Origin of the sequence: Citrobacter sp. Cb031 (assembly GCF_030336725.1) — a bacterium.
Lineage (GTDB): Bacteria > Pseudomonadota > Gammaproteobacteria > Enterobacterales > Enterobacteriaceae > Citrobacter > Citrobacter braakii.
The window spans coordinates 13,017-34,087 of the sequence record NZ_JAOWDA010000035.1 but is presented as its reverse complement, the minus strand read 5'-3'; the positions used below and the strand labels follow the sequence as shown (position 1 = coordinate 34,087).

The 21,071-nt window shown below is 50.0% G+C and carries 22 protein-coding genes and 1 tRNA gene; 17 read left to right on the top strand and 6 right to left on the bottom strand.

The window, feature by feature from the left end; translation table 11 throughout:
- The first annotated feature begins 75 nt into the window (after positions 1-75).
- A complete protein-coding gene (locus OGV93_RS21960) occupies positions 76-639 on the top strand; it encodes a YqgE/AlgH family protein (protein ID WP_016154395.1) in 564 nt (187 codons plus the stop codon).
- Entirely contained in the window at positions 639-1,055 is a 417-nt protein-coding gene (gene ruvX, locus OGV93_RS21955) for a Holliday junction resolvase RuvX (RefSeq protein ID WP_003825428.1), read from the top strand. The genes OGV93_RS21960 and ruvX overlap by 1 nt, the downstream gene beginning before the upstream one ends.
- Here the strand turns inward: ruvX and OGV93_RS21950 are convergent.
- The gene (locus OGV93_RS21950) at positions 1,052-2,032 is read right to left on the bottom strand and encodes a type IV pilus twitching motility protein PilT (RefSeq protein ID WP_101700212.1); all 981 of its coding nucleotides are present in this window, start codon (positions 2,030-2,032) and stop codon (positions 1,052-1,054) included. The genes ruvX and OGV93_RS21950 overlap by 4 nt on opposite strands.
- Positions 2,033-2,049: 17 nt before the next feature.
- Between OGV93_RS21950 and OGV93_RS21945 the strand changes: the two genes are divergently transcribed.
- The 8 genes from OGV93_RS21945 (at position 2,050) to OGV93_RS21910 (ending at position 8,505) form a co-directional block, all read left to right on the top strand.
- Entirely contained in the window at positions 2,050-2,754 is a 705-nt protein-coding gene (locus OGV93_RS21945) for a YggS family pyridoxal phosphate-dependent enzyme (RefSeq protein WP_101700213.1), read from the top strand.
- A gap of 18 nt (positions 2,755-2,772) precedes the next feature.
- Entirely contained in the window at positions 2,773-3,339 is a 567-nt protein-coding gene (locus tag OGV93_RS21940; protein WP_016154401.1) for a YggT family protein, read from the top strand.
- Positions 3,336-3,626, top strand: coding sequence for a DUF167 family protein YggU (gene yggU, locus OGV93_RS21935; RefSeq protein WP_005123286.1), 291 nt, complete (start codon positions 3,336-3,338; stop codon positions 3,624-3,626). Before OGV93_RS21940 ends, yggU begins: the two co-directional genes overlap by 4 nt.
- A gap of 7 nt (positions 3,627-3,633) precedes the next feature.
- Positions 3,634-4,227 carry an XTP/dITP diphosphatase gene (locus tag OGV93_RS21930; protein WP_016154402.1) on the top strand — a complete coding sequence of 198 codons (594 nt, stop codon included), beginning with the start codon at positions 3,634-3,636 and terminating at the stop codon, positions 4,225-4,227.
- Positions 4,220-5,356, top strand: a complete 1,137-nt coding sequence (gene hemW, locus OGV93_RS21925) for a radical SAM family heme chaperone HemW (RefSeq protein ID WP_200079816.1) — start codon at positions 4,220-4,222, stop codon at positions 5,354-5,356. The genes OGV93_RS21930 and hemW overlap by 8 nt, the downstream gene beginning before the upstream one ends.
- A 313-nt stretch (positions 5,357-5,669) precedes the next feature.
- Positions 5,670-6,656 (top strand): TRAP transporter substrate-binding protein, encoded by a 987-nt coding sequence (locus tag OGV93_RS21920; protein ID WP_065554318.1) that lies wholly within the window; start codon positions 5,670-5,672, stop codon positions 6,654-6,656.
- A gap of 44 nt (positions 6,657-6,700) precedes the next feature.
- Entirely contained in the window at positions 6,701-7,204 is a 504-nt protein-coding gene (locus OGV93_RS21915; RefSeq protein WP_016157445.1) for a TRAP transporter small permease, read from the top strand.
- Positions 7,204-8,505, top strand: a complete 1,302-nt coding sequence (locus tag OGV93_RS21910; protein ID WP_016157446.1) for a TRAP transporter large permease — start codon at positions 7,204-7,206, stop codon at positions 8,503-8,505. The genes OGV93_RS21915 and OGV93_RS21910 overlap by 1 nt, the downstream gene beginning before the upstream one ends.
- Before the next feature lie 63 nt (positions 8,506-8,568).
- Here the strand turns inward: OGV93_RS21910 and ansB are convergent, their stop codons facing one another.
- From ansB to trmB, 4 genes are all read right to left on the bottom strand, one after another.
- Positions 8,569-9,615 (bottom strand): L-asparaginase 2, encoded by a 1,047-nt coding sequence (ansB, locus tag OGV93_RS21905; protein WP_101700216.1) that lies wholly within the window; start codon positions 9,613-9,615, stop codon positions 8,569-8,571.
- 188 nt (positions 9,616-9,803) lie between these two features.
- Positions 9,804-10,523, bottom strand: a complete 720-nt coding sequence (locus tag OGV93_RS21900) for a YggN family protein (protein WP_016157447.1) — start codon at positions 10,521-10,523, stop codon at positions 9,804-9,806.
- Positions 10,524-10,572: 49 nt separating this feature from the next.
- Positions 10,573-10,899 (bottom strand): YggL family protein, encoded by a 327-nt coding sequence (locus OGV93_RS21895; protein WP_016154406.1) that lies wholly within the window; start codon positions 10,897-10,899, stop codon positions 10,573-10,575.
- A complete protein-coding gene (trmB, locus tag OGV93_RS21890; RefSeq protein WP_016154407.1) occupies positions 10,899-11,618 on the bottom strand; it encodes a tRNA (guanosine(46)-N7)-methyltransferase TrmB in 720 nt (239 codons plus the stop codon). Before trmB ends, OGV93_RS21895 begins: the two co-directional genes overlap by 1 nt.
- Positions 11,619-11,778: 160 nt before the next feature.
- Between trmB and mutY the strand changes: the two genes are divergently transcribed.
- The 4 genes from mutY to OGV93_RS21870 all read left to right on the top strand — a co-directional run bounded on the left by mutY (position 11,779) and on the right by OGV93_RS21870 (position 15,781).
- Complete coding sequence (gene mutY / locus OGV93_RS21885) at positions 11,779-12,831, top strand: A/G-specific adenine glycosylase (protein ID WP_101700293.1); 1,053 nt, start codon at positions 11,779-11,781, stop codon at positions 12,829-12,831.
- A gap of 27 nt (positions 12,832-12,858) precedes the next feature.
- Positions 12,859-13,134, top strand: coding sequence for an oxidative damage protection protein (locus tag OGV93_RS21880; RefSeq protein ID WP_016154409.1), 276 nt, complete (start codon positions 12,859-12,861; stop codon positions 13,132-13,134).
- A gap of 94 nt (positions 13,135-13,228) precedes the next feature.
- On the top strand, positions 13,229-14,314 hold the full coding sequence (mltC, locus tag OGV93_RS21875) for a membrane-bound lytic murein transglycosylase MltC (RefSeq protein ID WP_016154410.1): 1,086 nt from the start codon (positions 13,229-13,231) through the stop codon (positions 14,312-14,314).
- Between the two features lie 210 nt (positions 14,315-14,524).
- On the top strand, positions 14,525-15,781 hold the full coding sequence (locus OGV93_RS21870) for a nucleoside permease (RefSeq protein WP_016157449.1): 1,257 nt from the start codon (positions 14,525-14,527) through the stop codon (positions 15,779-15,781).
- A 55-nt stretch (positions 15,782-15,836) separates the two neighbouring features.
- On the opposite strand, the gene OGV93_RS21865 is transcribed toward OGV93_RS21870, so the two are convergent.
- Complete coding sequence (locus OGV93_RS21865; protein ID WP_287110175.1) at positions 15,837-17,972, bottom strand: ornithine decarboxylase; 2,136 nt, start codon at positions 17,970-17,972, stop codon at positions 15,837-15,839.
- 468 nt (positions 17,973-18,440) lie between these two features.
- On the opposite strand from OGV93_RS21865, the gene OGV93_RS21860 reads away from it, so the two are divergent.
- From OGV93_RS21860 to OGV93_RS21850, 3 genes are all read left to right on the top strand, one after another.
- The gene (locus OGV93_RS21860) at positions 18,441-19,148 is read left to right on the top strand and encodes a DUF554 domain-containing protein (RefSeq protein WP_047357842.1); all 708 of its coding nucleotides are present in this window, start codon (positions 18,441-18,443) and stop codon (positions 19,146-19,148) included.
- 105 nt (positions 19,149-19,253) lie between these two features.
- Positions 19,254-19,329: transfer RNA gene (locus OGV93_RS21855), tRNA-Phe, on the top strand.
- A 625-nt stretch (positions 19,330-19,954) separates the two neighbouring features.
- Positions 19,955-21,031 (top strand): methyl-accepting chemotaxis protein, encoded by a 1,077-nt coding sequence (locus tag OGV93_RS21850; RefSeq protein WP_287110173.1) that lies wholly within the window; start codon positions 19,955-19,957, stop codon positions 21,029-21,031.
- Positions 21,032-21,071: the final 40 nt, after the last annotated feature.

The following is a 21,071-nucleotide window of genomic DNA, read 5'->3' as shown; positions in this document are numbered from 1 at the left end:
AGGGTGACATCTTCGCGCTTTGCCCACATACTGGGCTCTGTTGCTTTTTTGAACCAGGAAACAGAACCTCTGACAATGAATTTACAGCATCACTTTCTAATTGCCATGCCTGCTCTCCAGGATCCGATTTTCCGCCGTTCCGTGGTGTATATCTGTGAACACAATGAGAACGGAGCAATGGGGATTATCGTCAATAAGCCTCTGGAAAACTTACAAATTGAAGGGATTCTGGAAAAGCTGAAGATTACTCCAGAAGCACGCGATCCTGCCATTCGTCTGGACAAACCGGTGATGCTCGGCGGCCCGCTGGCGGAAGACCGTGGATTTATTCTACACACCCCGCCGTCACGCTTTGCCTCCAGTATTCGCATTTCAGATAACACGATCATCACCACCTCCCGCGATGTACTTGAAACCCTGGGTACACAGGAGCAACCATCTGAAGTGCTGGTTGCGCTGGGCTATTCATCATGGGAAAAAGGTCAACTGGAACAAGAGCTACTGGATAACGCCTGGCTCACTGCTCCCGCAGACCTCAACATCTTATTTAAAACGCCGATTGCCGACCGCTGGCGCGATGCGGCGAAGCTTATCGGGATTGATATTCAGACCATGCCTGGCGTGGCGGGACACGCCTGATGAGCGGAACATTACTCTCTTTTGATTTTGGTACGAAAAGTATCGGCGTCGCGGTTGGTCAACGCATTACCGGTACGGCGAGACCCTTGCCCGCCATCAAAGCACAGGACGGTACGCCAGACTGGAGTTTGATTGAACGTCTGCTAAAAGAGTGGCAGCCGGACGAAATCATTGTCGGCCTGCCGCTCAACATGGATGGCACCGAACAACCCCTTACTGCGCGCGCGCGCAAATTCGCTAACCGCATTCACGGTCGCTTTGGCGTAACCGTAACGCTGCACGATGAACGTTTGAGCACCGTCGAAGCCCGCTCAGGCCTGTTTGAGCAAGGCGGATACCGGGCGTTAAATAAAGGCAAAGTAGATTCCGCTTCTGCCGTTATTATCCTTGAAAGCTATTTCGAGCAGGGCTACTAAAGTCGCCCCTGCGCCTGGCGCTGCTGCTGACTTTGTGCAAACGTCTGCATACCTGTCTGCTGCCCGGTTTGAATCACACCGGGTAGCTGATGCGTTTTCCCTTCGCGGATCAAATTGCCCACGGCGGGAGTGTTGACGAGCAGTTCGAATAGCGCCACGCGTCCTCCCTGCTTATCTTCCTCCAACTTTTGCGAAAGTACCGCCCGCAGGCTGTCTGCCAGCTGGTTACGCACCGGATCTTTCTCCTGAGCGGGAAAGGTGTCCACCAGCCGCGCGATGGCCTGCGCCGCCCCTCGCGTATGTAAGGTTGCCAACACCAGATGCCCGGTCTCCGCTGCCGTTAAGGCCAAACGAATAGTTTCCACGTCGCGCAGCTCGCCCAGCAAAATGACGTCGGGATCTTCGCGTAACGCGCCGCGCAAACCGGCAGCAAAAGAAGCGCAGTGTACGCCCACCTCCCGCTGTTGAATAAGACAACGCTGGCTGGTGTAGCGATATTCAATCGGATCTTCCAGAGTCAGAATATGCCCCGCAATATGTTGATTAAGGTACTCCACCATCGCCGCCAGGGTGGTTGATTTACCGCTGCCGGTGGCTCCAGTGACCAGAACTAATCCATTTTCACCGTGCAGCAGTTCAGGTATGGCCTCCGGGGTCTGGAGATCGTCTAAACGAGGACATTCAAGCGGTAGCAATCTTAGCGCCAGCGAGGTTCCCTGTTGATGAGCAAATGCGCTGGCGCGTAGACGCCGGGAGTCCACCAGCGTAAGGGCAAAATCAATCTGCCCCTGTTCCCGCCACTGTACCTGTTGTTGCTCACTGAGCCAGCACATCAGCAGATTCTCCACGTCAGGGGGAGTAAATGGTGCTATTTCGACTTTTCCACCTATGCGCCAGCGCGCAGGCCATGCATTGCACAGGTGTAGATCCGACACGTTATGCTTTACACTAAGGGCCACTATTTCTTCCATATTCATATGAACATCCTCGGAAAATGAACGATATCGCGCATAACCTGGCACATGTCCGGGACAAAATCTCAGCCGCCGCGACGCGTTGCGGGCGGTCTTCAGAAGAAGTTATATTGCTTGCAGTCAGCAAAACCAAACCTGCGAGCGCCATCGAAGAAGCCATGACCGCAGGGCAGCGTGCCTTCGGTGAAAACTATGTCCAGGAAGGGGTGGATAAGATCCGCTACTTTCAGGAAAAAGGCGTTAACGATCTGCAGTGGCACTTTATCGGCCCGCTGCAGTCGAACAAAAGTCGTCTGGTCGCTGAACATTTTGACTGGTGCCATACGATTGATCGTCTGCGTATCGCTGCCCGTCTGAGCGAACAGCGCCCTGCGGAACTGCCGCCGCTCAATGTATTGATTCAGATTAATATCAGCGATGAGAACAGTAAGTCAGGTATTCCGCTTGCAGAGCTTGACGCACTGGCCGCTGAGGTCGCCGCGCTGCCACGCATTACCCTGCGTGGTCTGATGGCGATTCCGGCGCCAGAGTCAGATTATGTAAGGCAGTTTGAAGTTGCACAGCAAATGGCGGTAGCATTTGCCGGGTTGAAAACACGTTACCCAAGTATCGACACGCTCTCACTGGGGATGTCTGATGATATGGATGCCGCCATTGCGGCGGGTAGCACGATGGTGCGCATCGGCACTGCCATTTTTGGTGCTCGTGATTACACTAAAAAATAAGGAAAACTAAGGAACACCATGAATACGTTGACCTTCCTGCTCTCAACGGTAATTGAGCTGTATACCATGGCGCTGCTGCTGCGCGTGTGGATGCAATGGTCTCGCTGCGATTTCTACAACCCGTTCTCGCAGTTTATTGTGAAAATCACTCAGCCCATTATTGGGCCGTTACGCCGTATCATTCCCCCGATGGGGCCAATTGACAGCGCATCGGCATTAGTTGCGCTCGTTCTGAGCTTTATCAAGGCCATCGTGCTGTTTAAGGTGGTTACGTTCCAGCCGATCATCTGGATCGCCGCCGTGCTGATTGTCCTGAAGACTATCGGACTGCTGATTTTCTGGGTTCTGCTGGTGATGGCGATTATGAGTTGGGTCAGCCAGGGCCGCAGCCCTGTGGAGTACGTGCTGATTCAACTGGCGGATCCGCTGCTGCGTCCTATTCGTCGCTTACTTCCAGGCATGGGCGGGATCGATTTCTCGCCAATGATCCTGGTTCTGCTGCTGTATGTCATTAATATGGGCATCGCAGAAGTATTACAGGCGACAGGTAACATGCTGCTGCCGGGGCTGTGGATGGCGCTATGAGTGCCGTTACCCCCTGCGATGACGGTCTGGTTTTACGGCTCTACATTCAGCCTAAAGCCAGCCGTGACAGTATTGTAGGTTTACATGGCGACGAACTAAAAGTCGCCATTACCGCCCCACCGGTTGATGGGCAAGCCAATAGCCATCTGGTGAAGTTTCTCGGTAAACAGTTCCGCGTGGCAAAAAGCCAGGTCGTCATTGAGAAGGGCGAGCTTGGTCGTCACAAACAGGTTAAAATCATTCATCCGCAACAGATCCCGCCCGAAATTGCGGCGCTAACTGATTAGGTATCCCATGCAAAAAGTTGTCCTCGCGACCGGCAACGCCGGTAAAGTGCGTGAACTCGCCTCTCTTCTGAGTGATTTCGGTCTTGATGTTGTTGCCCAAACGGATCTGGGTGTTGATTCTGCAGAAGAGACCGGGCTGACGTTTATTGAGAACGCCATTCTGAAGGCACGTCATGCCGCGCAAATTACCGGTTTACCCGCCATTGCTGATGACTCCGGTCTGGCGGTAAATGCCCTTGGCGGCGCGCCGGGCATCTATTCAGCCCGCTATTCCGGCGAAGATGCAACCGATCAGCAGAACCTGGAAAAACTGCTCCACACCCTGCAGGATGTTCCTGATGACAAGCGCCAGGCACAATTCCACTGCGTGCTGGTGTATATGCGCCATGCAGACGATCCAACACCTGTGGTTTGCCACGGACGCTGGCCGGGCGTTATTGCCCGTGAACCTGCCGGAAACGGTGGTTTTGGCTACGACCCAATCTTCTTTGTGCCCTCCGAAGGGAAAACCGCCGCCGAACTGACCCGCGAAGAAAAGAGTGCGATTTCTCACCGCGGACAAGCGCTGAAGCTGCTGCTGGATGCCCTGCGTAATGGTTAAGCTTCCGCCGTTAAGTCTTTACATTCACATCCCGTGGTGCGTGCAGAAATGCCCGTACTGCGACTTCAACTCGCATGCGCTTAAAGGCGAAGTTCCTCATGACGACTATGTGCAGCATCTGCTGAGCGATCTGGATTCTGAGGTGGCCCACGCCCAGGGCCGCGAGGTAAAGACGATTTTTATCGGTGGTGGTACGCCGAGCCTGCTTTCTGGCCCGGCAATGCAAACGCTGCTCGACGGCGTGCGTGCACGGCTGAATCTCGCCGCAGATGCAGAAATCACGATGGAGGCGAATCCCGGTACGGTGGAAGCCGATCGCTTTGTGGATTATCAACGTGCTGGCGTAAACCGTATCTCCATTGGTGTACAGAGCTTTAGCTCCGCCAAACTCGAACGTCTGGGACGTATTCACGGGCCGGAAGAAGCCAAACGTGCAGCGCACCTGGCGAGCGGTCTGGGACTACGCAGCTTTAACCTCGACCTGATGCACGGTTTACCGGATCAGACGCTGGAAGAGGCGCTGGGCGATTTACAGCAGGCCATCGCGCTCAACCCGCCGCATCTTTCCTGGTATCAGTTGACCATCGAGCCGAATACGCTGTTCGGGTCCCGACCACCGGTATTACCGGACGACGACGCGCTGTGGGATATTTTTGAGCAAGGCCACCAGTTGCTGACCGCCGCGGGGTATCAGCAGTACGAAACCTCAGCCTACGCCAGACCGGGTTATCAGTGTCAGCACAACCTAAATTACTGGCGTTTTGGCGACTACTTAGGCATTGGTTGCGGCGCGCACGGCAAAGTCACTTTCCCTGACGGTCGCATCCTGCGCACGACCAAAACGCGACATCCGCGCGGATACATGCAAGGACGTTATCTGGAAAGCCAGCGAGATGTCGCCGAGACCGATAAGCCGTTTGAGTTCTTTATGAACCGTTTCCGGCTGCTGGAAGCCGCGCCTCGCGCGGAGTTCACGCAATATACCGGGCTTACCGAAGACGTTATTCGTCGACAGATCGATGAGGCCATTGCCCAGGGCTATCTGAGTGAATGCGATGAATACTGGCAGATTACCCAACACGGTAAGCTATTTTTGAATTCTCTGCTGGAGCTGTTTCTGGCGGAGTAATCTCTGTGCGCCTGTCGGCGCATTTTCTTCTACAAATTCCTCTAAATATTGTACTCGGAAAAACCGAGTGCAATGCACGTCATTTATTGACAATACCCATATTAATTATTTTATTCATTTTAAATAGCCTCTTCACCAACATAAATATATTGAACACAGCGCACAAAATAAGATCAAACTGCTGCCATGCAAAAGGTATGTGATCTATATAGTGGATAGATGTCTGACAACTATATTAATTTATCATACAGAAAAAGGTAAACCATCATCAGATGTCAACCAATTACTGTACCTTAAAGCACGGAGCTTACTTATGAAAATCAAAACCTTTTCCCGCTCGCTAGTCTGTGCGTCCTTGTTGGCGCTACTTAGCACTGGCGCAAATGCTGCTGAAAAAGTGACTCTCAAACTGGCACACAACCTTGAACGTAGCCATGTGGTTCACCAGGCTTTCGAAGAAATGGCCAAAGAGGTAAAACAACTCTCCGACGGTAAAATGATTGTACGTATATATCCCAGTAGCCAAATGGGTAATGCCCGAGAAACGATGGAATTGTTACAAAATGGCGCGTTGGATATGACAAAAGGTTCTGCCAGTGATTTAGAGTCATTTGATAATATTTATGCCATTTATAATTTACCTTTCTTATTTAAAGATCAAAACCATTTCAATAACGTTGTATTTGGTGAGGTAGGTAAAGACATTATGGAATCCACAAAAGAAAAGGGATTCTTTGCGTTATCTGCTTACGTTGCCGGCACGCGTAGTTTTTATGCCAAAAAACCTATTACCAAACCAGAGGATCTGAAAGGTCTGAAAGTCCGCGTTCAACCCAGCCCCACAACCATTAAAATGGTTGAACTGATGGGCGGATCGCCGACCCCCATTTCCTTCGGTGAGGTTTATACCGCTATGCAACAAGGTGTAGTGGATGGCGCAGAGAATAACGTTCCATCGTGGGTGCAAACACGTCATATCGAAATAGCTAAAGTCTTCTCCGAAGATGAGCACGCCTCTATTCCTGATTTTCTCGTTATCTCAACCAAAACATGGAATAAGCTGGCCCCGGAGCAACAACTGATCCTTCGTCAAGCGGCTAAAAATTCCGAGGCTTATCAACAAAAGTTGTGGGATAAAATCGATGCTGATACCCGCGCTCAAGCAAAAGCTATGGGTGGCGAGATTATCAAAGTTGATAAAGCCCCTTTCCGCGCCGCTGTTCAACCGCTGTTTGATGACTTCAAAAAAGACCCGCAACATGCAGCCCTGCTGGCGAAGTTTGAGGACGCAGAACAATAACCCCTTGGGCCATTGATTGGCCCTGTTTCACCAGGAAACTCACCATGATATTTAACCGCCTTAAGCTTGCGGTAGACCGCGTCATTGCCGCATTTTCGGTCATCGTAATGATTGCGCTGGTCATGTGCGTAGTCTGGCAAGTTTTTAGCCGCTACGTGCTCAATCAGCCCAGCACCTTAACTGACGAACTGGCACGCTTCTTAATGATCTGGGTCGGATTATTAGGTGCAGCCTATACCGTAGGCGCCCAGCGCCACCTGTCTATCGATCTACTGTTCATGTCGATTAATAAACGTAAACAGGCGTTATTGAGCTTATTCATTAATCTGCTGATTTTTGGCTTTGCAGGTTCAGTCATCGTTACAGGCGGTATCAAGCTGATTAATAAAACGCTGGCAACGGTGCAAGTTTCTGCGGCCATGCAAATTCCAATGGGTTACGTGTATATCATCCTGCCGCTCAGCGGCGCAGTCATGATGTTCTATGCCCTGTGGTTTATTCACCAAAATATTCAGCAACTGAAACAATCTTCGCAGGGAGTAATTTGATGGAAGGCTATATCGCACTAACCCTGTTTGGCTGCTTCTTTGTCCTGGTGTTCATTGGCGTACCTATTTCGTTCTCCATCGGTATCGCCACTGTAGCCTCAATGCTGCTGATGTTTCCTTGGGATGTTGCCGTTATCACTGTCTCTCAACGTCTGGCAAACGGATTAGATAATTTTGCCCTATTGGCGATCCCGTTTTTCATTTTCGCAGGTACGCTGATGAACAGCGGTGGGATCGCCATCCGGCTAATTAACCTGGCGCAGGTGATGGTTGGGCGAGTTCCCGGCTCACTTGGTCATGTCAACGTGCTGGCAAACATGATGTTTGGTTCGATATCCGGCTCTGCCGTTGCCGCTGCTGCAGCCGTTGGCGGTACGCTTAATCCTATTCAGACAAAGCAAGGATACGACCCAACCTTTTCGACAGCCGTTAACGTTTCCTCCTGCATTACCGGGCTGTTAATTCCACCATCAAATGTGTTAATTGTGTTTTCTCTTACTGCTGGCGGTGTTTCAGTTGCTTCGTTGTTTATGGCGGGTTATTTACCAGGGATCCTGATGGGGCTTTCGATCATGGTGGTATGCGCCATTATCGCCAAACGCCGTGGTTATCCCCTGTCGGAAAGGCCAACCTGCGCACAGGCAGTAAAAGCACTTCTGGATGCGCTACCGAGTCTGTTACTGGTCATCATTGTGATGGGGGGTATTTTAGGTGGGATCTTTACCGCAACAGAAGCCTCAGCGATTGCGGTCGTCTACACCTTCATTCTCTCGGTGCTGATTTACCGGGAAGTAAAATGGCGTGATTTACCAAAGCTGATCCTGGAATCAGTCGTGATGACCTCTATCGTACTGTTACTTATCGGCTTCTCTGTCGGCATGTCCTGGGCAATGACCAATGCCGATATTCCCTACATGATCAGTGACACATTAATGGGTATTTCCGATAATCCACTGATCATCCTACTGTTAATCAATATTGTACTACTGGTTGTTGGGATCTTTATGGATATGACACCGGCAGTCCTGATCTTTACCCCCATTTTCTTGCCAATCGCTCAAGAGTTAGGTATGGATCCGGTACATTTCGGCATCATGATGGTCGCCAACCTGTGCATTGGTCTGCTGACACCGCCGGTAGGAAGTGCATTGTTTGTAGGCTGTTCGATTTCTGGCGTGAAGATCCAGCAATTGATCAAACCCCTGCTGCCGTTTTACGCCGCATTGCTGGTCGCACTCATGATGATCGTATACATTCCACAGATCTCTCTGTTTATTCCACAGATGCTGGGGTTGATGTAAATACGAAGAGTAACTGCTTCTGGAGAATGCCCCAACGCTACGGTAGGGGCATTTTTTATGCCATTAATACTGATTAAACATTTCCTGGATCTGCTTAGGATCCTTGGTTTGGGTCAGAGCCAGTTGCAGCAGAACACGCGCTTTTTGCGGGTTCAGAGAGCCTGAAGCCACAAATCCGTATTTCGCATCATCAACTTCAGCATCCTGGGTGGTGGCGCCCGTTGGTACACGGGATGAGCGCACCACAACAGTACCTTTATGCGCGGCAGTTGCCAGCGTATCGAAAATAGTTTTATACAGGTTACCGTTACCTACACCCGCACTGACGATCCCGGCGTAACCCGCGTCTACCAATGCTTTGGCTGGCAGATCGGAGGCGTTAGCGTAGTTGTAAACAATCCCAACTTTCGGCAGCTCGGTCAGCTTAGATACATCGAACGGCGTGGATGTGGTGTGCTTACGCGCAGGCGTACGCTGGTAGTCGATTTTACCGTTATGGATATAACCCAGCGGACCATAGTTAACGGATTTGAAAGTAGCGACATCCGTGGTGTTAGTTTTGGTCACGTCGCGACCATCCATAACGGTGTCGTTCATCACCACCAGCACACCACGGTTGGCAGAGGCTTTGTCTGCGGCGGTTACCACGGCGTTATACAGGTTGAACGGGCCATCAGCGCTCATACCCGTAGACGGACGCATTGCGCCGACCATCACTACCGGCTTGTTGCACTTGACTGTGAGATCGAGGAAATAGGCGGTTTCTTCCATGGTATCCGTACCATGTGTTACCACGAAGCCGTCAGTTTTATCACACTCGGTATTAATCTTTTTCGCCAGCGTTAGCCAGACTTCATCATTCATATCCTGGGAGCCGATGTTCACCACCTGCTCGCCTTTCACAACGGCGATATCTTTCAACTGAGGTACGGCATCAACCAAATTTTCTACGCCGACTTTGCCTGCCGTGTAGTTAGATTTTGTTGCGGAGTCACCACCGCCGGCAATCGTCCCGCCGGTAGCTAAAATAGTGATGTTTGGCAGTGCAAGCGCCGCGCCGCTGAAACCCATAACCAGTGCGGCAAGTGCCGTTCTCTTGAAAAACTCCATGTTATTTCTCCAGTTACTTGAATTTGCAGCATTATGTCTATCTTACAGATGAATAATGTGACGCCATCCAATTAACCAGATTTATATCTCCATCAAATTGTTATTCTTAGAGATGGATATCAAAAAAACAGAAAAATACAAAATAAAACGGCACAGAATGTTTCTGTGCCGTTAAAAAGAGGTGAAGATTATTTCAGAGTGCTAACCAGCGTTTTACGATCGTTTTCCAGCGTCACGACGCGGGCACAAACATCTTTGCCAAACTGCTGGAAGTCTTGTTCCTGATTCTTCCATTCGTTCTGAATTGAGGTTTGCAAACCTCCGAGGCTTCCGAGCACGCCCTGCAGCGGATTACCACCGCCTTTGAGCACGGCTTTCGCCCCCATCTCGTTGATGCTGTCCTGCAAAATACCGCCCATCGCCTGATTGACCAGCTGTTGTCCATCCGCGCGAACCTGATCAATCGCCTTATAATGGAAGGTCAGGCCGTCAGTGCGATGCTCAATAATGCGGTTCATCTGCTCTTTCAATTGCGCATCCAGCTTAGTTAAGCGGCCACGCATGTTGCTGCTTTCGCCGACCTCTTTGGCGATGATTTTATCCAGCGCCACGCGACCTTTCTCCACGCGCGCTCTGGCACCTTCATCAATCCACGGCAGACTGCTACGCAACGCCGCCTGATAATCTTTGGCCTGTTCACGCTGCGCGGCGTTCAGGTTGTACTGTTTACCGTTAAAGGTGACATCACCGGCCTGGGTTATGACCAGGTTGCCGTTCTCACCCTTCACCTGTACCGTTTGTGGACTCAAAATCACATCGTCACGCGGGGTGACGCTGCACTGATAATCAGCATGTGCGGCCATCGCCGTGAACGTTAGGACTGCCGCCAGCAGCGTTTTGCGCATCATATCTTTCCCTCAATACAAATTGGGCCGGCATTTGCCGACCCTTTGCTACTTAGTCCCACCAAATATCGAAAAGTTCGCTGGTGCGCACTTCTTCGAGTTTGTGCTCTTCCAGCCACTTACGCACGATAGCCTGATGTTCTTCGGTGCATTTGCCGATTTCCTGCAGACAGATCAGACCTTCCCAGGCCAGATAGCCGCTGCCGTCAAAGGCCAGCTTGTTCGGTTCGATAACTTCATTGATAAAATCATCAACAATTTGATCGACCTGCTCTCCAGATGTACCTTCCGGGAAACGCCATGCAACCGAAAATCCTACTTCCTGGAATTCGTCGATGTGCATTTTTTTACGCAGACGACGGCTACGGTTCTTTGCCATTATTTCACCCTCTCGAACATTAAGTCCCATACGCCGTGGCCAAGACGATGACCACGTTGTTCAAATTTGGTTACCGGGCGCGATTCCGGGCGCGGTACGTAATCGTTACTCTCTGACTGGTTTTTATACCCATCAATCGATGACATCACTTCAAGCATGTGCTCCGCATAGGCTTCCCAGTCGGTTGCCATGTGGAACACGCCGCCCAGCTTCAGCTTGCTTAAGATATGCTCAGCAAACGGTACCTGAACGATACGGCGTTTATTATGACGTGCTTTATGCCACGGGTCAGGGAAAAACAGCTGAACCATAGATAAAGAATTGTCAGGAATCATTTTATGCAGGACTTCGACGGCATCATGGCACATGACACGCAGGTTCTCGACGCCCTCTTCATGAGCTGAAGCCAGACACGCGCCAACGCCCGGTGAGTGAACCTCAATGCCGAGGAAATTTTGCTCCGGACGCGCTTTCGCCATCGCCACCAGCGAAGCCCCCATACCAAAACCAATTTCAAGCGTGACTGGCGCATCGCGACCAAACAGCGCAGCGAAATCCACAGGTTCTTCGCTGAACTCAACGCCCATCACCGGCCAGTAGTTTTCCAGCGCGTGTTCCTGCCCTTTCGTCAGTCGCCCCTGGCGACGAACAAAACTACGAATCCGGCGCAGCGGGCGGCCGTTTTCATCAAATTCCGGTGAAATGACGTCGTTCTTCATAAAAGTTTAGTCTGCTGTGTTTGAGTTCTGAAAACGGGCATTATCCAAAGTTAGTTGCCGGATGCAAGTAAAGGAAGAAAGTGAGCAGCGGAAAGTTCCGGTTTACACCCCGTTGCCGCTGTGCTGCAATCTTGCCCCCGGCAATAATGAAACGGTAATCATGCAAGCGTCTCAATTCTCGGCTCAGGTTTTGAGCTGGTACGACAAATACGGGCGGAAAACGCTGCCCTGGCAAATTGATAAGACGCCTTACAAAGTATGGCTCTCTGAGGTGATGCTGCAACAAACTCAGGTTGCGACCGTTATCCCCTACTTTGAGCGCTTTATGGCGCGCTTCCCAACGGTAACGGATTTAGCCCATGCGCCGCTGGATGAAGTCCTGCATTTATGGACCGGGCTGGGCTATTACGCCCGAGCGCGTAATCTGCATAAAGCCGCGCAACAGGTTGTGACGCTGCACGGCGGCTCATTCCCGCAAACCTTTGATGAAGTGGCCGCCCTGCCAGGCGTGGGACGTTCAACTGCAGGCGCGATCCTTTCGCTCTCCCTGGGTCAGCATTTTCCGATTCTTGACGGTAACGTCAAACGAGTGCTGGCTCGCTGTTATGCTGTAAACGGCTGGCCGGGTAAAAAAGAGGTCGAAAAGAAACTGTGGGAGTTGAGCGAGCAGGTTACGCCAGCCCATGGGGTTGAGCGGTTTAATCAGGCGATGATGGATTTAGGCGCCATGGTCTGTACGCGCTCAAAACCCAAATGTTCCCTGTGTCCGTTGGAAAATGGCTGTGTGGCGAGCGCCGATGCAAGCTGGGCGCTGTACCCAGGTAAAAAGCCCAAACAGACATTACCAGAACGGACGGGCTATTTTTTACTGATGCAGCATGAAAACGAGGTGTTGCTCGCGCAGCGACCACCCAGCGGCTTATGGGGTGGCTTATACTGTTTTCCGCAGTTTGATGATGAGGATGGGCTACGCAACTGGCTGGCGCAACGGCAAATTAACGCAGATAATCTGACCCAACTTAATGCGTTTCGCCATACCTTTAGCCATTTCCACTTAGATATTGTGCCTATGTGGCTTCCCGTGTCCTCATTCACCTCATGCATGGATGAAGGCAACGCGCTCTGGTATAACTTAGCGCAACCGCCGTCGGTCGGACTGGCGGCCCCCGTGGAGCGTTTGTTACAGCAATTACGTGCCGGCACACATGTTTAACGTACCGGTCGATAAAGAGGATTTTTTATGAGCAGAACGATTTTTTGCACTTTCCTGCAACGCGAAGCAGAAGGACAGGATTTTCAGCTGTACCCGGGCGATCTGGGAAAACGCATCTATAACGAGATATCTAAAGAAGCATGGGCGCAATGGCAGCATAAACAAACCATGCTGATTAACGAGAAGAAACTCAATATGATGAACGTTGAACACCGTAAGTTACTGGAACAGGAGATGATTAACTTCCTGTTTGAAGGTAAGGATGTGCATATTGAAGGCTATACGCCTGAAGAAAAAAAATAAGCATCGCTTGCTGGCAATCTCGTAGGCCGGATAGGGTGCTTGCACTGCCATCCGGCAAAACGATACAACAACAAACACAACACGCACTCCCGGAATGATGAAAAAATTTCTCGCGCTTGCTGTTATCGCGCCGTTGCTCATCTCCTGTTCCAGTTCGACCAAAAAAGGCGACTCCTATAACGAAGCCTGGGTCAAGGATACCAACGGTTTTGATATTCTGATGGGGCAATTTGCCCATAACATTGAGAATCTGTGGGGATTTAAGGAAGTGCTGATTGCGGGTCCGAAGGACTACGTAAAGTATACCGATCAGTATCAAACCCGCAGCCATATCAATTTTGATGACGGTACGATAACCGTCGAGACCATTGCCGGGACAGATCCCGCCGGACATCTGCGTCTAGCGATTATCAAGACGTTGCTGATGGGCGATGATCCGGGTTCTATCGACCTCTATTCCGATGTCGACGACATTAAGATTTCCAAAGAGCCGTTCCTGTACGGGCAGGTAGTCGATAATACCGGCCAGCCTATTCGTTGGGAGGGACGTGCAACCAATTTTGCCAACTACCTGCTACAAACGCGACTGAAAAAGCGCAGCAATGGCTTGCGTATCATCTATAGCGTGACGATCAATCTGGTCCCGAACCACCTTGATAAGCGCGCGCATAAATACGTCGGCATGGTACGTCAGGCTTCACGTAAGTATGGCGTCGACGAGTCGCTGATTCTGGCCATCATGCAAACCGAATCCTCGTTTAACCCGTATGCGGTCAGCCATGCCGATGCGCTGGGACTCATGCAGGTGGTACAACACAGCGCCGGAAAAGATGTGTTCCGTTCCCAGGGGCGCTCAGGCACGCCAAGCCGTAGCTTCTTGTTTGACCCGGCCAGCAACATTGATACCGGTACTGCCTATCTGGCAATGCTGAATAATGTCTATTTGGGCGGCATTGATAATCCGACCTCGCGTCGCTATGCGGTGATCACCGCGTATAACGGCGGTGCGGGCAGCGTGCTGCGCGTGTTCTCGAACGATAAAATTCAGGCCGCAAACATCATTAACAGCATGTCCCCTGGGGACGTTTATCAAACGCTGACCACCCGACACCCATCTGCTGAATCACGCCGATATCTTTACAAGGTCAATTCCGCACAAAAATCATATCGTCGCCGCTAATGTATCCCTCTCTTGCCCCCTAAAACGGGGGCCTGAAGAGGGAAAAACGTTAACTCCATCACTCTTTTGCTTTGCAATCCGAAATTGTTTGCAAATATTTGTCACAGGTAACAAAAAAAGAGTGCCTCTCGTTGATAGAATCACATCATATAGCCACGGCAAATGTGCCTTTTAAAACATTCATCCGCATTACGGTGTGAGGAAATTAACATGAATCTTAAGCTGCAGCTGAAAGTTCTCTCGTTTCTGCAGTTCTGCTTATGGGGTAGTTGGCTCACTACCCTCGGCTCCTATATGTTTGTCACCCTTAAATTTGATGGTGCATCCATTGGCGCGGTGTACAGCTCGCTGGGGATCGCCGCCGTGTTTATGCCTACGCTGTTAGGGATCGTGGCTGACAAATGGATCAGTGCGAAATGGGTGTACACCATTTGTCACCTGGTCGGCGCAGCAACGCTGTTCGCCGCAGCGGAAGTCACCACGCCAGGCGCCATGTTCTTTGTGATCTTGCTTAACTCCCTGGCCTATATGCCAACGTTGGGGTTAATCAACACCATCTCTTACTATCGCCTGCAATCAGCCGGGATGGATATTGTTACAGACTTCCCGCCAATCCGTATCTGGGGCACCATCGGCTTTATTCTGGCGATGTGGGCGGTAAGCTTCTCCGGCTTTGAACTGAGCCATATGCAGCTGTATATCGGCGCGACGCTGTCCGTCGTATTGGCGCTGTTTACCCTGACGCTGCCGCATATCCCGGTCGCCAATCAGCAGAAAAACCAGAGCTGGTCTTCCATGTTGGGCCTGGATGCCTTCGCGCTGTTTAAAAACAAGCGTATGGCGATTTTCTTCATCTTCTCTATGATGCTGGGCGCAGAGCTGCAAATTACCAATATGTTCGGTAATACCTTCCTGCACAGCTTCGATAACAATCCGCTGTTCTCCGGCAGCTTCATCGTTGAACACGCGTCGGTGATGATGTCGATTTCGCAGATCTCCGAGACGCTGTTTATCCTGACCATCCCGTTCTTCTTAAGCCGTTACGGTATTAAGAACGTGATGCTTATCAGTATTGTGGCGTGGATGCTGCGCTTTGGCCTGTTTGCCTACGGCGATCCAACACCGTTTGGTACCGTGCTGCTGGTTCTGTCGATGATTGTTTACGGCTGCGCCTTCGACTTCTTCAACATCTCTGGCTCCGTGTTTGTAGAGAAAGAAGTTCGCCCTGAAATCCGCGCCAGCGCACAAGGCATGTTCCTGATGATGACCAACGGCTTCGGTTGTATTCTGGGCGGTCTGGTGAGCGGTAAAGTAGTTGAACACTATACGCTGAACGGTATTACCGATTGGCAGACCGTGTGGCTGATCTTCGCAGGTTACTCGCTGGTTCTGGCTTTTGCCTTCGTTGCGCTGTTTAAATACAAACACGTACGCGTTCCGGCAGGTGCCCAGACTATCGCGCACTAATCTTTATTGATTAAATAGGGTCACCTGATGGTGGCCCTATTTGGTCAGATGACGCTTACTTCAGAACATATCCATACAGACGTTTAATGCCGTCTGCATCCGTTTCACTGTAAACCCCTTGCAGCTCCGGCGAGAAGCCCGGCAGCAGGTTTATGCCCTCTTCCAATGCCAGGAAGTAACGTTGCACCGCCCCGCCCCATACTTCGCCCGGTACCACGCACAGTACGCCCGGAGGATAAGGCAGCGCGCCTTCTGCCGCAATGCGACCAGCGGCATCACAAATACGCACCAGTTCAACATCACCGCGGATAAAGGCGCTGTTAGCATCCTGTGGGTTCATCGCCACGGCAGGTAAACTCTCCTGACGGAACATCGCTTTTTGCAGATCTTTCACATCAAAGCTGACGTACAGTGAGTGCATCTCCTGACACAGTTCACGCAGCGTGTAATCCCGGTAACGTACCGGATACTTGTTGAAGATGGTGGGCAGCACGTTTGCCAGCGGCGTATCGTCTTCAATATGCTGTTCAAACTGCGCCAGCATCGCGACCAGTTGCGCCAGTTTCTCAGCGCTTTCTGCCGGGGTCAGCAGGAACAGAATCGAGTTAAGGTCGCATTTCTCCGGCACGATACCGTTTTCACGCAGATAATGCGCCAAAATCGTCGCCGGAATACCAAACTCAGTATATTGCCCAGTTTGCGCATCAATGCCCGGAGTGGTTAACAGCAGTTTGCAGGGATCGACAAAATACTGGTCGCGTGCATATCCAGAAAAACCATGCCATTTAGCACCAGGTTCAAAGCTAAAGAAGCGACGCTCGCTGGCAATCACCTGTGTCGGATAGCTTTCCCACGGTTTGCCATCTACTACCGGAGGAATAAACGGTTGAAGCAGCTTACAGTGGGTAATAATCGCTTTGCGGGCCTCGATCCCCAGCGTCACACATTCCGCCCATAGCCGACGGCCGCTCTCGCCTTCATGGATTTTGGCGTTAACGTCCAGCGCCGCAAACAGCGGGTAAAACGGGCTGGTGGAAGCATGCAGCATAAACGCATTGTTCAGACGCTTATGCGGGCAGAAGCGCGCCTGGCCGCGAATATGGTTATCCTTTTTATGGATCTGCGAGGTTTGCGAGAATCCGGCCTGCTGTTTGTGTACCGACTGAGTGACAAAGATCCCCGGATCGTTAGCATTGAGCTCCAGCAGCAGCGGTGAACCATCGGCCATCATCGGGATAAATTGCTCGTAACCGACCCATGCGGAATCAAACAGAATGTAATCGCACAGGTGACCGATCTTGTCGATCACCTGCCGGGCGTTGTAGATCGTACCGTCATAGGTACCTAACTGAATGATCGCCAGACGGAACGGGCGCGGTTGATCAGCCTTTTGCGGCGCAACTTCTCGAAGTTGCTGGCGCAGATACTCCTCATCAAAGCAGTGCTCATCAATGCCGCCAATAAAGCCAAACGGATTACGCGCCGCTTCCAGATAAACCGGCGTAGCACCCGCCTGGATCAGCGCCCCGTGGTGGTTCGATTTATGATTGTTGCGGTCAAACAGCACCAGATCGCCGCGCGTCAGCAGCGCATTGGTGACCACTTTATTGGCCGCAGAGGTCCCATTCAGCACAAAGTAGGTTTTATCCGCGTGGAAAACTTTCGCAGCAAATTTCTGCGCATGTTTCGCTGACCCTTCATGAATCAACAGATCGCCAAGCTTAACGTCAGCATTGCACATATCCGCGCGAAACAGATTCTCACCAAAGAACTCATAGAAATGTCGGCCCGCAGGATGCTTCTTAAAAAACTCACCGTGTTGGTGTCCCGGGCAGGCAAACGTGCTGTTCCCCATTTCGACATACTGGGTAAGCGTGTCATAGAACGGCGGCAGCAAATCTTCCTCATACTGACAGGCAGCAGATTCCAGCTCCAGCCAGTCCTGAGCCTGACCGCGAATTACCGCATTAATGCCCGCAGGCACATCAACATCAGACTCTGCGAACAGAAACACAGGTAGATGAAAACCGGTGCGTTTCAGCAAAGCCAGGATCCCACTGCGGCTGTCCGCAACGGTAATGACGACTGCCGCAACGTCAGTAAAATCAGTACTGTCCAGCGACACCACCTGACGATGGCTGGACAGACGAGAAACCAGTTCACTACTGGCGGCAATTTTCATTGATTTCATAAGCGCAATAACCCGTTTCGGGAAAATCAAAAGTCCCGGACAACGCCGCATGGCTTTGCCCACGAAATGACAGGTCAAACTGGTTACCAGCCCCGACCGCCAGACATCAGTAAAAGCAGATAGCCTCTGATTTTACTGTTATCCTGCAGTGAGCGTGCGCTGCCCTCACCGCATGGTGGGAGCGTAAAGATAAGTCGCGGGAAGGGGCAAACGTCGCGCAAAAAGGCGATGTTGAAGGCGATGTAGGGGGAGTAATATCATCCCAGGCAGCCCCATTCAGACAGGAGAAAATTCGCGCAATCATGGCACCTTTCAATTACAGGCGCAAGATAAAATCTTGCGCGAAAACCTTACAGATCAGCAAGCATTTCGTCTGAAAGTTGCGGCATAATAATGCAATCTGAAACATAATTTCACCCAGCTAATTGCCTTTAGTATCAAGACGATGATGGGTATGCAGGAGCAAATGTGGTAATCGGACCCTTTATTAATGCCAGCGCCATTTTATTTGGTGGCATTCTCGGCGCGCTGCTCAGCCAGCATATACCAGAACGCATTCGGGTCTCCATGACCTCTATTTTCGGGCTGGCCTCGTTAGGGATTGGTATCTTGCTGGTTATCAAATGCGCCAACCTACCGGTGATGGTTCTGGCAACGCTCGTCGGCGCATTAATTGGCGAGTTCTGTCATCTGGAAAAAGGGATCAATGCTGCGGTAGCCAAAGCGCAGCAGCTTTTCACCCGCTCGGACGCCAACGTAACGCACGAATCCTTTATTCAAAGCTATGTGGCTATCATTGTGCTGTTTTGCGCCAGCGGTACCGGGATCTTCGGTGCGATACATGAAGGGATGACCGGCGACCCGAATATTTTAATCGCCAAGTCATTTTTGGATTTCTTCACGGCCATCATTTTTGCCTGTTCATTAGGAATCGCGGTATCCGCCATTTGCATGCCGATGCTGGCAATCCAGTTAACGCTTGCCACCTGTGCAGCACTGATTTTACCCCTGACGACGCCAGCTATGATGGCCGATTTCAGCGCCGTAGGCGGTCTATTGCTGCTAGCAACCGGTTTGCGTATTTGCGGCATTAAGATGTTTGCGGTTGTGAATATGCTTCCTGCCCTGCTGCTGGCAATGCCGCTTTCCGCCGCCTGGACGGCATTTTTTGCCTGAGAATGCGTGCATTAGCAGCAATGTGGTGATAGATTGTGCAGTCTGCATTGATTTGAAGAAATTTCGTTGACGAAGCGAAGCGAATCGGGTTTAATGCGCCTCGTTGCCCGGATAGCTCAGTCGGTAGAGCAGGGGATTGAAAATCCCCGTGTCCTTGGTTCGATTCCGAGTCCGGGCACCACTATTTAAAGAACCCGCCCTAGAGGCGGGTTTTTGCTTTTGGAGAAACGGACTCTCCATCAAGCTCCGTTCGATTATTCGTCTCCAGCGGCTCACCCCTGCGGGGCCAGCGCAACAAGCGCGTTGTTCACCGCCTGCTGCGTTAGTCCGGGTCCGGGCACCGCTGTTATTATAAATACATTAATAATGTTGCATTTTAACCGGCGGTTATCACATTCTCAATTTTGGTCATGTACTCGATATATAGTGATACATCTAACCACTCTCTGAATTTTTCAATGCACACATAAATGATGTAATCCAACTACACATCCAGGCTGGAGAGTGATATCACAGGAATATTTAGGTTAAGCTAAAATATAAAACTAACAGATGGAGATTTTAATACTCTGAAATATCATTATCTGTAGTGTTCAACTGAAGTATAATCCTTATCTTAATAGATAACACGCGCATTTAAAAAACACCAGGCCATTTCTGTAAAATAATTCAACAAAACAATTATCAAGAAATTATAATACATCAAATAATACTAATTAAAAATATATTGACGTAATCTATAACATAGGCGATAAACTATTAAACCATTATTTTCTTAAACCTATTATCGAAAAAGGATTGATAAGATGATCAGGAAAATTATCGCTAAGATAGTTAAAAGAAATAGTAACTATAATTACAACACTTCTTCCGACATCATCGAAGCTGACACCCCCATCGCTGAACAAAAAGCAGAAAACTACAATAAAATCATCTGCCATCATTTCACTTCTGGCATATCAACACTCAACCTGATCAGAACATCATTAATTTCAACTCATGAACAATTAAATACAGAAAAAGATAAAATAACAGAACTAAACGCACAAAATAATAAAGCAATGCATTCCCTTGAATCACTCGTTATTGAGATCAATGAGGCAGGCAAAGAATCAGCAGAAATTCAAAAACAAATGACTCATCTGAAGTTATCACTGACTGAAATTAATGATGCAATTAAAGACATACAAAAAATTGCCAATCATACAAATCTAATCGCAATAAATTCAGCGATTGAAGCTGCCCGTGTAGGTGAGGCAGGAAGAGGATTTAGCGTTATATCTAAAGAGGTTAGACAACTGGCTGAAAATGTTAAAACGTGCACTAACCATATATTCTTGCAAACGGAAACCCTCCAGAATAATGGTTCTACGGTTGATACCTCCATCGAAGCACAGCTAGCAATAATCACGAAAATCACTCAGCATATGAATGAAGTTGTTTTTTCTATTAAAAGTGTAATTGAAAAATCAGCCGCAATGAAGTCAATTATTGACTACATATCAAATTTACTATTTTTAAGTATCATTAAAATGGATCATGTTATCTGGAAAATAGATCTATATAAAAAACTTACCGAGAATAAATTAGATGATACGTTGACATCATATAGTCAGTGCAGATTGGGGAAATGGTATTACGGTGATACTGGAAGATGTTTCGCTCATTTAACGGGATTTAAAAATCTGGAGGACCCTCACCAGATGTTACATAATTCCGGCGTTCTTGCAATCGAGTATTCGATTTCTGGCGACCATGAGCAGATGTCCCTGGCGTTAAAAAGAATGGAACAGGCCAGTGATGAGGTAATGAATCAGCTCGAGATCCTTGGCAACGAGATTTTCAGGGAGGTTGTAAAATTTACGCCCGGTGATAACCCTTGACAAACTTTATTATTAAAATAGATAGTTAAAAGCTATTGGA

Bases quoted from the DNA above. Each gene is read 5' to 3' on its own strand.
- OGV93_RS21930 (WP_016154402.1), top strand. From the start codon at position 3,634: ATGCAAAAAGTTGTCCTCGCGACCGGCAACGCCGGTAAAGTGCGTGAA.
- mutY (WP_101700293.1), top strand. From the start codon at position 11,779: ATGCAAGCGTCTCAATTCTCGGCTCAGGTTTTGAGCTGGTACGACAAA.
- OGV93_RS21960 (WP_016154395.1), top strand. From the start codon at position 76: ATGAATTTACAGCATCACTTTCTAATTGCCATGCCTGCTCTCCAGGAT.
- OGV93_RS21940 (WP_016154401.1), top strand. From the start codon at position 2,773: ATGAATACGTTGACCTTCCTGCTCTCAACGGTAATTGAGCTGTATACC.
- OGV93_RS21920 (WP_065554318.1), top strand. From the start codon at position 5,670: ATGAAAATCAAAACCTTTTCCCGCTCGCTAGTCTGTGCGTCCTTGTTG.
- OGV93_RS21895 (WP_016154406.1), bottom strand. From the start codon at position 10,899: ATGGCAAAGAACCGTAGCCGTCGTCTGCGTAAAAAAATGCACATCGAC.
- ruvX (WP_003825428.1), top strand. From the start codon at position 639: ATGAGCGGAACATTACTCTCTTTTGATTTTGGTACGAAAAGTATCGGC.
- hemW (WP_200079816.1), top strand. From the start codon at position 4,220: ATGGTTAAGCTTCCGCCGTTAAGTCTTTACATTCACATCCCGTGGTGC.
- OGV93_RS21850 (WP_287110173.1), top strand. From the start codon at position 19,955: ATGATCAGGAAAATTATCGCTAAGATAGTTAAAAGAAATAGTAACTAT.
- OGV93_RS21865 (WP_287110175.1), bottom strand. From the start codon at position 17,972: ATGAAATCAATGAAAATTGCCGCCAGTAGTGAACTGGTTTCTCGTCTG.
- ansB (WP_101700216.1), bottom strand. From the start codon at position 9,615: ATGGAGTTTTTCAAGAGAACGGCACTTGCCGCACTGGTTATGGGTTTC.
- OGV93_RS21870 (WP_016157449.1), top strand. From the start codon at position 14,525: ATGAATCTTAAGCTGCAGCTGAAAGTTCTCTCGTTTCTGCAGTTCTGC.
- OGV93_RS21915 (WP_016157445.1), top strand. From the start codon at position 6,701: ATGATATTTAACCGCCTTAAGCTTGCGGTAGACCGCGTCATTGCCGCA.
- OGV93_RS21880 (WP_016154409.1), top strand. From the start codon at position 12,859: ATGAGCAGAACGATTTTTTGCACTTTCCTGCAACGCGAAGCAGAAGGA.
- trmB (WP_016154407.1), bottom strand. From the start codon at position 11,618: ATGAAGAACGACGTCATTTCACCGGAATTTGATGAAAACGGCCGCCCG.
- OGV93_RS21900 (WP_016157447.1), bottom strand. From the start codon at position 10,523: ATGATGCGCAAAACGCTGCTGGCGGCAGTCCTAACGTTCACGGCGATG.
- OGV93_RS21910 (WP_016157446.1), top strand. From the start codon at position 7,204: ATGGAAGGCTATATCGCACTAACCCTGTTTGGCTGCTTCTTTGTCCTG.
- yggU (WP_005123286.1), top strand. From the start codon at position 3,336: ATGAGTGCCGTTACCCCCTGCGATGACGGTCTGGTTTTACGGCTCTAC.
- OGV93_RS21950 (WP_101700212.1), bottom strand. From the start codon at position 2,032: ATGAATATGGAAGAAATAGTGGCCCTTAGTGTAAAGCATAACGTGTCG.
- OGV93_RS21945 (WP_101700213.1), top strand. From the start codon at position 2,050: ATGAACGATATCGCGCATAACCTGGCACATGTCCGGGACAAAATCTCA.
- mltC (WP_016154410.1), top strand. From the start codon at position 13,229: ATGATGAAAAAATTTCTCGCGCTTGCTGTTATCGCGCCGTTGCTCATC.